This window comes from Providencia heimbachae ATCC 35613, assembly GCF_001655055.1.
Taxonomy (GTDB): Bacteria; Pseudomonadota; Gammaproteobacteria; order Enterobacterales; family Enterobacteriaceae; genus Providencia; species Providencia heimbachae.
Map to the genome: position 1 here is coordinate 1 of NZ_LXEW01000016.1, position 14,910 is coordinate 14,910.

At 41.9% G+C, this 14,910-nt stretch carries 9 protein-coding genes; 4 read left to right on the forward strand and 5 right to left on the reverse strand.

The features are described from left to right. Positions 1-289 precede the first annotated feature (289 nt). Positions 290-1,078 (forward strand): pyruvate formate lyase 1-activating protein, encoded by a 789-nt coding sequence (pflA, locus tag M998_RS04860; protein WP_068442143.1) that lies wholly within the window; start codon positions 290-292, stop codon positions 1,076-1,078. A 369-nt stretch (positions 1,079-1,447) separates the two neighbouring features. Continuing rightward, positions 1,448-2,293, forward strand: a complete 846-nt coding sequence (locus tag M998_RS04865; RefSeq protein ID WP_068442140.1) for a BPSS1780 family membrane protein — start codon at positions 1,448-1,450, stop codon at positions 2,291-2,293. A gap of 884 nt (positions 2,294-3,177) precedes the next feature. On the opposite strand, the gene serS is transcribed toward M998_RS04865, so the two are convergent. The 5 genes from serS to lrp form a co-directional block, all read right to left on the reverse strand. Continuing rightward, the gene (gene serS, locus M998_RS04870; RefSeq protein ID WP_068442132.1) at positions 3,178-4,470 is read right to left on the reverse strand and encodes a serine--tRNA ligase; all 1,293 of its coding nucleotides are present in this window, start codon (positions 4,468-4,470) and stop codon (positions 3,178-3,180) included. A 206-nt stretch (positions 4,471-4,676) separates the two neighbouring features. Continuing rightward, the gene (locus tag M998_RS04875; RefSeq protein ID WP_068442128.1) at positions 4,677-6,020 is read right to left on the reverse strand and encodes a replication-associated recombination protein A; all 1,344 of its coding nucleotides are present in this window, start codon (positions 6,018-6,020) and stop codon (positions 4,677-4,679) included. 20 nt (positions 6,021-6,040) lie between these two features. After that, positions 6,041-6,655 (reverse strand): outer membrane lipoprotein periplasmic chaperone LolA, encoded by a 615-nt coding sequence (gene lolA, locus M998_RS04880; RefSeq protein WP_068442125.1) that lies wholly within the window; start codon positions 6,653-6,655, stop codon positions 6,041-6,043. A gap of 107 nt (positions 6,656-6,762) precedes the next feature. Continuing rightward, a complete protein-coding gene (locus M998_RS04885) occupies positions 6,763-10,443 on the reverse strand; it encodes a DNA translocase FtsK 4TM domain-containing protein (RefSeq protein ID WP_068907976.1) in 3,681 nt (1,226 codons plus the stop codon). A 410-nt stretch (positions 10,444-10,853) separates the two neighbouring features. Then, positions 10,854-11,348 carry a leucine-responsive transcriptional regulator Lrp gene (lrp, locus tag M998_RS04890; protein WP_004918089.1) on the reverse strand — a complete coding sequence of 165 codons (495 nt, stop codon included), beginning with the start codon at positions 11,346-11,348 and terminating at the stop codon, positions 10,854-10,856. Between the two features lie 536 nt (positions 11,349-11,884). Between lrp and trxB the strand changes: the two genes are divergently transcribed. Next, positions 11,885-12,844, forward strand: coding sequence for a thioredoxin-disulfide reductase (trxB, locus tag M998_RS04900; protein ID WP_068442118.1), 960 nt, complete (start codon positions 11,885-11,887; stop codon positions 12,842-12,844). 374 nt (positions 12,845-13,218) lie between these two features. Next, the gene (locus M998_RS04905; protein WP_232007513.1) at positions 13,219-14,799 is read left to right on the forward strand and encodes a DUF7057 domain-containing protein; all 1,581 of its coding nucleotides are present in this window, start codon (positions 13,219-13,221) and stop codon (positions 14,797-14,799) included. Positions 14,800-14,910 lie beyond the last annotated feature (111 nt).

Genomic DNA, 14,910 nt, shown 5'->3' on the forward strand with positions numbered 1-14,910 from the left:
TACAGCCCGAAGAATTAATGAGTCATATCCTAAATAATTCGAGTTGTAGGTAGGCGGCAAGTGAAGATATCTTGGGGAGCATACATAAGTATGTGACCCAAGTAGCTAAATGTAGCCAACACCCCTACAGCTCGAAGAATTAATGAGTCATATCCTAAATAATTCGAGTTGTAGGTAGGCGGCAAGTGAAGATATCTTGGGGAGCATACATAAGTATGTGACCCAAGTAGCTAAATGTAGCCAACACCCCTACAGCTCGAAGTATGACGGATATTTTGGAGTACCTGCTATGTCGACAACAACAATTCCTACTACTAATATTTCAACCACATCGCCTCCCGCAACGCTCGGTCGAATTCACTCATTCGAATCCTGCGGCACTGTTGATGGTCCTGGCATACGCTTTATTGTTTTCTTTCAAGGCTGCTTGATGCGCTGCCTGTATTGCCATAACCGCGATACATGGGATACACATACAGGTAAAATTGTTACTGTTGATGAATTGATGCAAGAAGCTGTCACCTATCGCCATTTTATGAATGCCACAGGGGGTGGTGTTACTGCGTCCGGTGGTGAGGCGATTTTACAAGCTGAGTTTGTGCGTGATTGGTTTCGTGCCTGTAAAAAAGAGAATATCCATACCTGCTTAGATACCAATGGCTTTGTCCGCCGTTATGATCCCGTCATTGATGAATTACTGGATGTCACTGACTTAGTGATGCTTGATTTAAAACAAATTGATGATGAAATACATCAAAAATTAGTTGGCGTCTCTAACCATCGCACTCTTGAATTTGCACGCTACATAGCAAAACGCAATCAAAAAACATGGGTACGGTATGTTGTTGTTCCCGGTTGGAGTGATGATGACCACTCCGTGCATTTACTCGGCGAATTCACCAAAGAGATGAGTAATATCGAAAAATTCGAATTATTACCTTACCATGAGCTTGGTAAACATAAATGGGAAACCATGGGTGAAGAGTATAAGCTCGATGGCGTGAAACCCCCATCAAAAGCGGTGATGGAGCGCGTTAAAAGTATTCTTGAAAGCTACGGCCATAAAGTTATTTATTAATAAACTTCATACTAATAGTAAAACTGCAATCATTAATGGTACGAATATACCCCCCATATTTGTACCATTATTTGATTTACAGTAATTACCAAACATAGAACCGCCATATAAATAGAATATAAAGCTAGCTGTCCCGCCATAGTGTTCATAAAATCTCCATTTCTATATAAACAACCTGAAGAAATTGTTTATGTAGAAATATTTAATCAAAAATACCTTACCAGAATAGTCTGCTTTATAATGTGTCGCACTTTCTGCATAATCGCGTCTATAAATCGATTATTGATAAATTTATTAAAAATATTGATATCTAGAATAATTACATTGTTTTTACACTACAACTCATTACTTATAGGTTCCTTCTCTATCATGAATAACGAAAATTTTAATGCGGGTAACACACCTGCACCGACAAACAATGCACCATTAGATACGCTTACCTTCCTTAAAGAACCTCGTGCCGTTGATGCCGGCGAAGGTGTTAACTGGATTAGCCAATCATGGGCGCTGGTTAAAGAAAAGCTAGGTATGTGGATCCTGATAAACATCGTGTTATTTGCATTGATATTTATCATTTCAATGATCCCATTTTTAAATCTACTAATCACTTTTATTACCCCAATTTTTCTTGGTGGTATTATTGCGATTTGTGAAAATCAACGTAAAACAGGCCAAGCTGAAATTGGACTACTGTTCGCTGGCTTTCAACAAAAATTTAGTACGTTATTTGCCGTCGGTGCAATTAACTTTGCCGCTAATCTTGTTGGTATGATCATTGCCTTTATTATTGGTGGCTCTGCTATTTTCGGTCTATTAATGGAAAATAACCAATATGGTGGCCCATCTGATGCAGCAATATTAGCGTCTTCAGGTACATTCATCTTGGCGGGTATTGTAATGGCAATTGCAGCCCTTGTCGGTACTGCGCTAACTTGGTTTGCACCTGCACTGGTTATGAACCATGAATTCAAAGTAGGTGAAGCTATTTCAGCAAGCCTTCAAGCCGTTAAGAAAAATATTCTTCCTGGTATTTTATTCTTTATTGTGATTGCTATTCTACTTGTTGTTTCAGCGATTCCTTTAGGCTTAGGTTTACTTATCTCTATGCCAATTATGTATGCAACATACTACAGCACTTACCGCAGCTTGTTTTTTTCTGAAGTAAAACAGAATCAAAATACGCAAGCACCACAAAATAATTCTATTATTCAATAAGTGTTATTTGGTTCGTAAAAACCAATCACTCAATTAAATAATATTGATTAAAAAGCGGGTGAAAATTTATTTTCCCCGCTTTTTCTTATCAAAAACTGAGTCAAAATAACTACCGTCTATTTTAGGATCGAGTAGGAGACGGGATCGCTCCCGTCGTCCTCTCACACCACCGTACGTACGGTTCCGTATACGGCGGTTCCTGTCTGTATCGAACGTGTTCAATACATGAGTCTGTTTCGTGCATCGTGTCGCCGGTTAACGTTGAGAACACCGCAAACATCGCCCAGGTTTCCGACCCTTCTTGTTTATTTGTCGGCACAATGATTATTCATTGCCTTGTGTTCCGATAACTCGAGAGCACGCGTGACTTGCCGCTCGTGACAGGTTCAGCCCTTCATGATGTCGGTTTTACATCACTACTACGGCCTCTGCTGACTTCTGTTGCCCCATTCCGACACTTCACAGCGCCAGTAGCTCTTGGCAGGGCTACAGATCTCCCGAGGTAATTCGCGCGACCTTCCTGCCTATGTCTGTCGGCTCTACGTCACAGCGTTCCGTATAAGTATTGGGCGTTGACGATATTGGCCGCCTTACCCCGCTGCACCGCCTAAACCGCTTCCTGTTCGTCAGACCGGCATTTTGCTTTCAGCTTCCTTCAGATTTCACCTCGCGATGAACACCCTTGCCGTTCAGCTAACACTTCCCCTTATCGGGCGTGTAGAGGACTTTCACCTCCAAGTCGCCTGTTTGCCACCACAGCGAACAGACAGAGCCAATCAAGGCGCTACGCGCCATGCTCGGCGCACCAAAAAAAACCGCCACTAAAAGTGACGGTTCGATTCGGATTAGACAATTAACAGGCAATGATTCAATCATTACTTCTATTAACCGATATATTCTAACCCTTTCATGTATGGACGTAATACTTCAGGCACTTCTATACGACCATCGGCTAACTGATAGTTCTCCAGTACCGCAACCAGTGTACGACCAACCGCAAGACCTGAACCATTCAAAGTGTGAACCAGTTGAGTCTTCTTATCGTTCTTACCACGGAAACGTGCTTGCATACGGCGAGCTTGGAAATCCCACATGTTTGAGCAAGAAGAAATTTCACGGTAAGTATTTTGAGCTGGCAGCCAGACTTCTAAGTCATAAGTCTTACGTGAACCAAAGCCAATATCACCAGTACACAAAATCACTTTACGGTATGGAAGATTCAGCAATTGCAGTACTTTTTCTGCATGGCCAGTTAACTCTTCCAGTGCATCCATTGATTTTTCTGGGTGAACAATTTGTACCAACTCGACTTTATCGAACTGGTGCATACGGATAAGACCACGCGTATCGCGACCATAAGAACCCGCTTCAGAACGGAAACACGGTGTATGCGCCGTCATTTTAAGAGGAAGCGTATCTTCATCTAAAATTTCATCACGTACCAAATTAGTGACTGGCACTTCTGCTGTTGGGATCAACGCATAAGTACTGCTATCCGCTTCTTCTTCAAGAGGCTTAGTATGGAAAAGATCTTCACCAAATTTAGGCAGTTGACCTGTACCATACAGCGTATCGTGATTGACCAAATAAGGCACATACAGCTCTTGATAGCCATGTTGTTCGGTGTGCAAGTCAAGCATAAATTGAGCCAATGCACGATGCATACGCGCTATTTGCCCTTTCATGACAACAAAACGTGCGCCAGTCAATTTCACCGCGGCGGCAAAATCTAAGCCACCCGATAACTCACCTAAGCTTACATGGTCTTTAACATCAAAATCGTACTGACGAGGCTCACCCCAGCGTGCGACTTCAACGTTATCAGAATCATCTTTACCGTCTGGTACTTGGTCATCAGGCATATTCGGGATACTCAATGTAATATCGCGAATTTCTTGTTGCAACTTATCTAGTTCTGCCTTGGCAGAATCCAATTTCTCACCCAGCTGATTAACTTCCAGACGTAATGGCTCAATGTCTTCACCACGAGCTTTAGCCGCACCGATAATTTTCGATCGCGAATTACGGTCTGCTTGCAGGGTTTCAGTTTCAACTTGTAAAACTTTGCGGCGTTCTTCTAATTCACGCAGCTTTTCCACATCTAGGGTAAAACCCCTGCGAGCCAGTTTTGCAGCAACCGCGTCTAGCTCCGTACGCAGTAAATTGGGATCGAGCATTGCTTATCCTGTGATTCTTGTGAGTTAATGATACACCCTTAATCCTTCAATTTTCTTGAGCATTGTATTCACTCAGCTACCTGAATCACACTGTTTATGGTGGTTTTCAGCTATTTTCTCGCTTTGTATCTACAAGCAAATTGAATTACTTCGGGTATAGATAAATATAATCTATTTGATATTACAACCTTACCGCATTGCCCACATTAGCGATAGCGTTTTGTGGCGCTAATTTGATCCTGTTGGGCTAACCAGTCGAGTTTTTCTGCAATTTTAGTTTCAAGCCCACGGCGGGTTGGATAGTAATATTGCGTATTTTTCATTGATTCAGGAAAATAATTTTCACCCGCCGCATAAGCATTTATTTCATCGTGGGCGTAGCGATACTCTTTTCCTGCGCCAAGCTCTTTAAGTAGCTTAGTCGGTGCATTTCTTAAGTGCTCTGGCACGTCGTAATCAGGCTGCATTTGTGCATCTTTAATTGCTGCTTTATACGCGGTATAAACCGCATTGCTTTTTGGTGCGCAAGCTAGATAGACAATCGCTTGGGCAATAGCGCGTTCACCTTCGGCTGGTCCAACTCGCGTAAAACAATCCCATGCAGAGATTGCAACTTGCATTGCACGTGGATCAGCATTCCCCACATCTTCGGATGCAATCGCTAGCAAACGGCGAGCAACATACAAAGGATCGCCGCCTGCGGTAATTATTCGAGCATACCAATATAATGCAGCATCCGGTGCTGACCCTCTCACCGACTTATGCAGAGCAGAAATCAAATCGTAATAACGATCGCCTTTGTTATCAAAGCGCGCAGTACGTTCCCCACTCACTTCTTTAAGTAAATCAGCTGTTAAGATACGTTGCCCTTGGCTATCTGCTTCGGCCATATCGGCCATCATTTCCAGCAGATTGAGTGAACGCCTTGCATCACCATTAACCAGTTGTGCAATCATTTTTCGCGTACTATCGGGTAGGATTATGTTTTGCCCACCCAAACCACGCGCTGTATCTGACATGGCTTGCAGCAATACTTCTTCAATATCACTCTCTTCCAATGATTTCAGAAGATAAACTCTAGCGCGAGAAAGTAATGCTGAATTTAATTCGAAAGAGGGATTTTCTGTCGTGGCACCAATAAAAGTAATAGTGCCATCTTCGATATGCGGTAAAAAAGCATCTTGCTGGCTTTTATTGAAACGATGGACTTCATCAACAAATAAGATGGTTCTGCGTCCTGCACTTCGATTTTGTCGTGCCTTTTCTATCGACTCACGGATTTCTTTAATACCCGATGTGACTGCGGATATTCGTTCAATATCCGCCTGTGCATAATTGCCAATGATTTCAGCTAATGTTGTTTTACCTGTCCCTGGAGGTCCCCACAGAATCATTGAGTGTAAGTGGCCTGCTTTAATCGCTCGTGGTAATGGCTTACCTTCGGCAAATAAATGCTTTTGACCAATATATTGCTCAAGAGACTCAGGCCGCATACGTGCAGCCAAAGGTTGAAATTCATTCTGTGAAAAATCGAGCGACAGATTACCCACGATACCCTCTTACGGCTTAATTACTTAGCGCGTTGATCATCTAAGGTGACACCTTTTGGCGCTGTAAACTTAAATTTGTTTGCATCCACCTTGCCATTTTTTTGCTCTTTTAATTGATAGGCACTGGTTTGCCCATCTTGCTCCACCGCAGCAAATTTTTCGATTGTGCCTTGTGGTGAAACGGTAATAGAGAAACGTTTTAAGGTTCCATTTGTCTGCTTAGGCTTTAGATCAAACGTATTGCCTTGCTGAATAATCGAGTACTGCTTCCAGTCTTGTGGATTATTCCGTGTAATTAATAAAAATGGCGTGTCTTGTGTGGCGTCCGATAGATTTGTTACTGTTACTTGCTCAACAAATGGGTTATAAAACCACAGATTTTTACCATCAGAAACTAAAACACTTTCGTCCGGAGAGGTCATATTCCAATTGAATAAATTCGGGCGCTCAAGCCATAACTCACCAACACCCTCTTGGATTAGATCGCCTTCAGGACTGGTGACTTTTTGTGAAAAACTGGCTTGAAAACTATTGACCTTATTCAGGCGTTCTTGAAGGTCTTGGCTCGCATCTGCTAGCACTTGTCCGATACTTAAACTAAAGGCTAATGCGCCTAATAACATCATTTTTTTCATTGAAAAAAGACCTTAAATTTATACCTCAAGAGGCGTTACGACTTTATACACTGCTTAAATTAAGCCGGCAATTAGCACATTAATTTATTAATGTGCTAATTGTATTTTTAGTGCCCCATTGAAGGTGGAGCAAGTACCTCGCGATTACCATTGTGTCCCGGTTCGCTAACAATTTGTTGCGCTTCCATCTGTTCGACAATGCGAGCCGCGCGATTATACCCAATTCGAAATTGGCGCTGAACACCTGAAATTGACACTCTTTGTTTTTCAACCACAAACTCTACGGCTTGATCAAATAGTGGGTCGAGCTCTTCTTCTCCGCTATCATAGCCACCACCGCCTTCGCTATCATCGCTACAGCTCGTGATGCTATCAATATATTGAGGTTTACCCCGTGCTTTCCAATCATTAACCACGGCATGAACCTCTTGGTCACGCACAAATGCACCATGTACACGCACTGGAATTGAGGAGTTTGGTGGTAGATAGAGCATATCCCCCATTCCTAATAACGATTCTGCACCGCTTTGATCAAGGATAGTACGCGAGTCAATTTTGCTGGAAACGGTAAACGCGATACGTGTTGGAATATTGGCTTTAATCAGCCCAGTAATAATATCGACTGAAGGTCGTTGAGTCGCCAATACCAAGTGAATACCTGCCGCACGAGCCTTTTGTGCCAAGCGAGCAATCAGCTCTTCCACTTTTTTACCCGCAGTCATCATTAAGTCTGCGAACTCATCAACCATAACCACAATGTAAGGTTCTTTTTTCAGCATTGGATGTTCTATTGCCATGCTGTCACTTGGTTTCCAATGTGGGTCTGGAATTGGACGCCCCATCTCTTCAGCCGCTTTAATTTTTTCATTGTAGCCGGCAAGATTACGGACACCAAGCGCTGACATTAATTTGTAGCGGCGTTCCATTTCATTGACACACCAGCGCAAAGCATTTGCCGCATCTTTCATGTCCGTTACAACATCAGTCAATAGATGTGGGATACCTTCATAAATAGAAAGTTCCAACATTTTCGGATCTATCATGATAAAACGAACATCTTCAGGTTTCGATTTATACAAAATACTCAGGATCATGGCATTGACCCCGACTGATTTACCCGAACCGGTCGTACCTGCAACTAATAAGTGAGGCATCTTAGCTAAATCAGCAACAACAGGATCCCCTTCAATATCTTTACCTAAAACGATAGTTAGTGGGGATGGATTTTTCCTGAAATCATCACAATCTAAAACTTCGCTTAAATAAACCGTTTGGCGCTTATCATTTGGTAGCTCAAGCCCAACATACGGTTTACCTGGTATGACTTCAACAACCCTGACCGCCGTGGTAGAAAGTGAACGGGCAAGGTCTTTGGATAATGTTGAAATACGCGCTGCTTTTACCCCTGGTGCTAAATCTAGCTCAAAACGCGTGATAACAGGTCCCGGAGAAAAACCGACCACTTCAGCTTTGACGCGATAATCATTTAAACGCGCCTCAATAAGACGGGCAGTTTGCTCTAATTTGAACATATCTACCGGCTCTTCCTGCTCTGGTGGGCTGGCGAGCAAGTCCAAAGAAGGCATAGGTGTTGTTGGTTTAGGTAATGGCTGATCATTACGCACCAAAAATGGATGGAATAGACTATCCTGCTGTGGCTGCTGTGGCTGCTGTGGCTGCTGTGGCTGCTGTGGCTGCTGTGGCTGCTGTGGCTGCTGTGGCTGCTGTGGCTGCTGTGGCTGCTGTGGCTGCTGTGGCTGCGCAAAAGTATGAGACGGAGTAGAAACATTGCCAAGCTCTGTTTCAACTTTATTTGTTGTATTCACAGACTGTGATTGTTCAGGCACCGCATTAAATGATGGCATAAATAGTGGTGTTGCTGGTTCATCATTCACTAGATCGTCGACGGGTGAGAAGCTATCTAACACGGAAAATTCTTTGCTCAAATCGATTCTAGGTTCGAAATCATGAATATCATCATCAGATTGAGCTGAAAATGTGAGATTATCGACAGTGTCTGAGTACTCAATTGGCGCCGCTGGTGGGATTGTATGTGTCGTCGTTGAAAACGCAGAGGTTGCCGATGGCCAACGATGTTCAATTTGCGGTTGGTTCAGTCGTGTATCCGGTGCTTTTTCGGGTTCTATTGGCTCATTTTCCGTTGCCTGTACTGACGTTAAGGGTTGAGCTTCATAGTCAGTTTCATCTATCTCACCATAGCGACCGCGCTGCTGCTCCATAAACTGAGCCCGCAGCATGTCATCTTGTTCATTTTCATCAACCTGCTGCTGTTGATTATCATCACTTGAAGACCATTGCTGATAAGTTTGCTCACGCAGTGAGGCTTCTTCTTGGCGTCGTTGCATTTCTGCATCGCGTTGTGACGGAATGTGGATCCCATACAGTTCTCGACGTGTTGGTAAGCGCACCGGATTTGGACGTGGTAATTCCGGCTCTGCATTTTGTTTAACTTGCGCATGACGTTCAAGAGCAGAAATAGAAATACCCGCAGCGGCTAAAGCGGCGGGATCTGCAATTCGATCCGTCACTGAAGGTATACTCATTTCTGGGATGACATCATTGACCATTGGCGCAGGGACAAATGCTGAAGGTACTCTTGGCGACTCGATTGTATTTGGCTGAGAGACCTCATTGGAAAAATGATTTTGTTCAGGGTGTATTACCGGCTCAGTCGTAGCGTGTGGCTGAAATTGCTGATTAAACTCATTTTTTTCTGTAAATAATGGCGGCTCAGTAAAATCATTATGCGGTTTAACTTCAGCATTTTCACTGTAGTGATTATCCGCTTGTGACTGGTGAGCTTGTTCAGCGCGATAATCATCTGGAACTTCAAAATGGTAGGTACTTTGTTCTTCTACTGCAGAGAATGCGGGTATTTGTTCTTCTGATGCAGTCCACTGCGGTTGAGTTTCTGTTGCTACTTGAGCAAGTGACGACTCGTTGGGGATATTTTCACTGACCACAGATTGTGTATTATCGACTTGAGAAATGACTTCATCATTAACAAGTTCCGCAACCGTAGGTGCAGAAAATAGCACATCATCTTCATCAATAAGATGTGCATCGTGATTAGCTTGGCGTTCCGCCTCTTGAGCACGTTGCAGCGCATCTTCCGTTTCCTCTACATCGTAATCGTCGAGGTCATCCCCTCTCGCACGGTTCGTTATTAAGGTGATAGGAAGCAAAATAGCAGCACCGATTTTTTCAGCGATGGTGAGCCATGACCACCCTGTAAACAATGTAAAGCTGATTGCCCATAAAAATAAGAGCGCTAACGTCGCACCTAACGAATTAAACCAAGGCATTATAGCGTTACTAAAGACACTACCAATAACGCCACCAGAGGCAAAGTTAGGCAGGTCATCAAAGTTAAGAGCCGCTAAACCACAAGAGGATAGGATCAGGGCTAAGCCACCAATTAAGCGTAATGATAACGAGAAAAAATCAATATAACGGCGCTGGCTTTCATAATGGTAAATCGCCCAACAACCGAGTAGCAACAACGGCGGGATAGCAAAAGCAAGAATACCAAACGCTGAAAATAGGATATCTGCACTCCAAGACCCTACACTACCCCCTAAGTTTTTAACTGGCGCATTCCATGTTGTTTGTGACCAGCTTGGGTCTGACGGGCTAAAACTCATCAAAGCAACCATTAAAAAGATGGCACAGAGGCAAATCGCGAGCAAAATAACCTCTAATAGCCGTCTTCCGCTACTTAGCTTTTTAAATTTAATGTATTTATCTTCTGTATATTCTTGGCTCATTATTGCTTCTTTACTGACTAATGTTCTTTGTTCTCTTGGGGTTATTCTAGCATTAATCACCGTCATATGCGTACTTTGCAGCAATTAAGGTAAATTCCCCTACCCGAGACACGATTGGATTCAGTATTTCATCTTACGAATGATGATTCAAATTCTATTTGTCATCAAAACTCCTAAATATTTATAGCTTTATAATCAATAAATTGAAATGAAAATTTATTGATAGCCATAAGATAAACGTAAAAAAACGTCAATCATACTAAGTTTGTCGTCTAGATAAGGGTTCAGTAACAAATACAATAGGAAAAAACGGGGACTTAAAACGGAACAACGCTGAGTAAACTCAGCGTTGAAACTGCAGTGCGACAACAAATTGGATTGCTGTGCTGAAAAAGGTTATCAAAGTACGATTAGCGAGTTTTGATCACTAAACGGTTGCTTTGTTTAACTTCTTCCATAACGACATAGGTACGAGTATCGTTGACGCCAGGCAGACGTAACAATGTTTCACCTAGCAGTTTACGATATGCGGACATATCAGGCACACGCGTTTTCAACAGGTAGTCAAAATCACCAGAAACAAGGTGACATTCTTGAATTTCTTCAAGCTTTTGTACCGCAGTGTTGAATTGTTCGAAAACATCAGGTGCGCCACGGTTTAGTGTGATTTCAACAAACACTAACAGTGATGCATCAAGGTAATGTGGATTTAATAATGCCGTATACCCAGAAATAAATCCTTGTCTTTCCAAACGACGAACACGCTCTAAACACGGTGTTGGTGAAAGCCCTACACGCTTAGATAATTCTACGTTAGAGATACGCCCGTCTTTTTGTAATTCGTTTAATATATTCCTGTCGATACGGTCAAGGTCTTTGCCAGGACGCTTTTTATTGTCAATCATCTCTTTAATCTCTCTTTCTCTAATTGTTATTTTCTACATCTATATAAAATAGCACCATCCAAGCTCATACTTTTGTATAGATGTTCAGGCGCAAATTTTATTTGTAATGCTGAAACACACGTGAATGTCATTAGCGTTCACAATTAATACTTATTATTTAAGTTTGTAAGTAGTGTAAAATTAACTTTCCAGTAAGAACAAAAATGCGCCATTTCCATTGACCTGCTAGATAATTAACTCTTACATAGATGTTTTCGCAAATGCGCAGCCGATTGTCAAAGTAAATGAATAAAAATCAGTACAAGATTTCGCTTTTTTTCCAGTAAAACGTTTCGCAGCAACAAATCAAGATAATTCCTAAAAATTATATTCCGTGACTTACTCTCTTTTTTAACCCATTTTTTAACATTTAGTAGGTATTGCCTATTACAGCAATTAATGGCATGGAATGCACTCAGCATTTAAATCACTTTTGTTAACTATCCATTTCTCCTACAATCGTGGCAATGCTTTTTTTTAGATTAAAAGAGGAATTCATGAGCACAACCACACATCGCAAGCTAATTATTTTAGGTTCAGGTCCCGCAGGTTATACTGCCGCGGTTTACGCTGCACGTGCAAATCTAAGCCCTGCGCTGATTACTGGAGTGGAAAAAGGCGGTCAATTAACAACCACAACAGAAGTGGAAAACTGGCCAGGCGACCCGGAAGGACTGACAGGTCCAGGACTCATGGATCGCATGCATGAGCATGCTGCTAAATTTGAAACTGAAATTATTTCTGACCACATCAATAAAGTCGATTTGCAGCAACGCCCTTTCCGTTTATTTGGCGATGAAAGTGAATATACCTGTGATGCCTTGATTATCGCAACTGGCGCCTCAGCACGGTATATTGGTCTACCCTCTGAAGAAGCCTTCAAAGGCCGTGGTGTCTCTGCCTGTGCAACTTGCGATGGTTTTTTCTATCGCAACCAAAAAGTTGCTGTTGTGGGTGGCGGTAATACTGCCGTTGAAGAAGCGCTCTACCTATCAAACATCGCGTCTGAAGTTCATTTGATCCACCGCCGCGATAGCTTCCGCGCAGAAAAAATTCTGATCAACCGTTTAATGGATAAAGTACAAAACGGCAATATCATTCTACATACTGACCGTACCCTTGAAGAAGTTTTAGGTGATGATATGGGTGTTACTGGGGTTCGCCTAGGTAATACTAAAAGCGAAGAAACAGAAGAGCTTGCAGTAATGGGTGCCTTTATTGCAATTGGACACAGTCCCAATACCGCTATTTTTGATGGTCAGCTAGATTTAGATAATGGCTACATTAAAGTGCAATCAGGAACGCAAGGCAATGCGACCCAGACCTCCATTGAGGGCGTTTTTGCTGCCGGTGATGTTATGGACCACATTTATCGCCAAGCCATTACTTCCGCAGGTACAGGCTGTATGGCAGCATTAGATGCAGAACGTTATCTCGATGGTCTAGCCTCTAAATAATTAGACTCATCATACTTCAGTTGCATGGTTGTTGACCGCGCACAACTCGCCGATGAACATCGTTATCTATGTTCATCGGACTATCTTTGTTTATTACCTACTTTCACCTTGAATGATTAAGTGTATGTCACTCCCCCCTCAATAATTTTTACCCATCCCCCTTAATATTGAGTTTAAAGCCTTTTTTGCTGCCATTTTTCAGAGCAAGTTTATATTTCAGGATGCTTATGCCGCTTATACTCTTTTTATCATAATGAGAAATTAAGCAAGGAAACTTTATGGGTCAGCCGTTACAGTAAGAATCTATTCGTGGCTATTCCTACCTAATTGTTGTCATATTATCTATCATCCAAGGCATTGTTATTTATGCCTCAATGGATTATTCCATTCGTGTAACGAGTGAGTTCGGACCTGCCTTTATTTATTTGCCAATGATGCTGGCTATTTATGTTCCTGCAATCGTGAGTTATTTAATCACTGATGCAAAATCTCTCGCTTTTTATATCAATGTTTTTATTGCCATTGCACTAACCGCATGGGTCACTATATGGAATGCGTTGGGTATCGAAGATGCTGCCGATGCCAGCCCAGTTGTCGCTTTTGCTACTTTAACTGTTTTATTTTTCTTTTTGTTACCCTGGATGCAAATGCGCCAAATAACAGGAACATGGAAGATTGATTACAGTTGTCTGATGGGTTTCTACATTAAAAATACGTTTTTAGGTATTTTAGCGTGTTTTATTGGTGGGTTACCGACTGCCATTATCAAATTAGCCAGCTTCCTGTTTGGCATTGTTAATCTAGAATATCTCAGCAATCTACTTGATAGCGAGATGACCTATTGGGTTGGGTTTACACTCGGCTTTAATATTAGCCTTGTTTTTTTACGCTCAGTTCTTGATATTCAACTTGGAAATTTCGCCAGCTATATTGCACGCTTTTTCTTACCGTTACTCAATATTGTTGGCGCTATATTCTTAGTTGGATTTATCATTTCCTTAGTTTCAGGCATACAATCTGCGGGACTTGGTTCTGGCGTTATGCTTTGGTTCCTCACATTAAACATTGTTTTTATTAATTTTGTTTATGGTGATGGCAGCAATCAGTATCAGTTTCGCTCTTGGTTAAATAGTTTTGTCTTGACCAGTATTATATTGCTTAATGCGTTTTCTGCCTTATCACTGTATGGAATTCTAACCCGAGTACACCAATACAGTTGGAGTATCGGACGTCTTTATGCATTTGCTATTGCACTATTCTTAGCATTAATTGTTTTGGCATATACTGTCGCCATACTCCGTAAAAGACAGCGCTGGATGTTATCGTTAGGCTCAATCAATAAAGTGGGGCTTCTTGGCCTTATCACCCTTATTTTAGTCATCAACAGCCCTATCGCTAATTTTAAGACAATAACCGTTAACAGCATTCTGTCAGGTATTGAGCAAGGTAAAATAAAAATCGATAGTTCCCTCGCTTATGACTTAAAAAGTTTAGGGGCTCAAGGTAAGGACGCATTCAATAAACTTAGCCAAAACCCAGAATACAAAACATTATTAGCCACAAGCGCATATTCAGAAGATAAACAAAAACCGCTCAAAGAAGTTTTAATTCAAGCCAAAGGCAGCCCGCAAATACCCGATAGCTGGTTCACTCTCGGCAATAATAACAGTAACGCATGGTACTGCACATCTAGCTACAACCCTTATGATTGCCTCGGTTTTATGGCCGATGTGAATCAAGATGGAACCGATGAGGTTGTCATGTGCCATTCATATCCTACAAGTACCTCATTTGAATGCTTTATCTGGCAAGAAACAACAGATAATTGGACATTAGCGGATACACAAGCCAGTTCATTTGAAAGCATCGAAAAACGTGATGAACAATGGACTAAACTGCTAGAAGGAAAGTTTAAGTTAATATCAAAAGAATGGTTACAGGTTAGCCCTAATTAGTCTCATTCATTAACATCTTAAATGATGGAATAATTCATAAAATGCAGATGGCTTAACAATTCTAGGTTAAGCCATCTTGTTATCTGTTAATAAAAACCTCAAAATCACTGC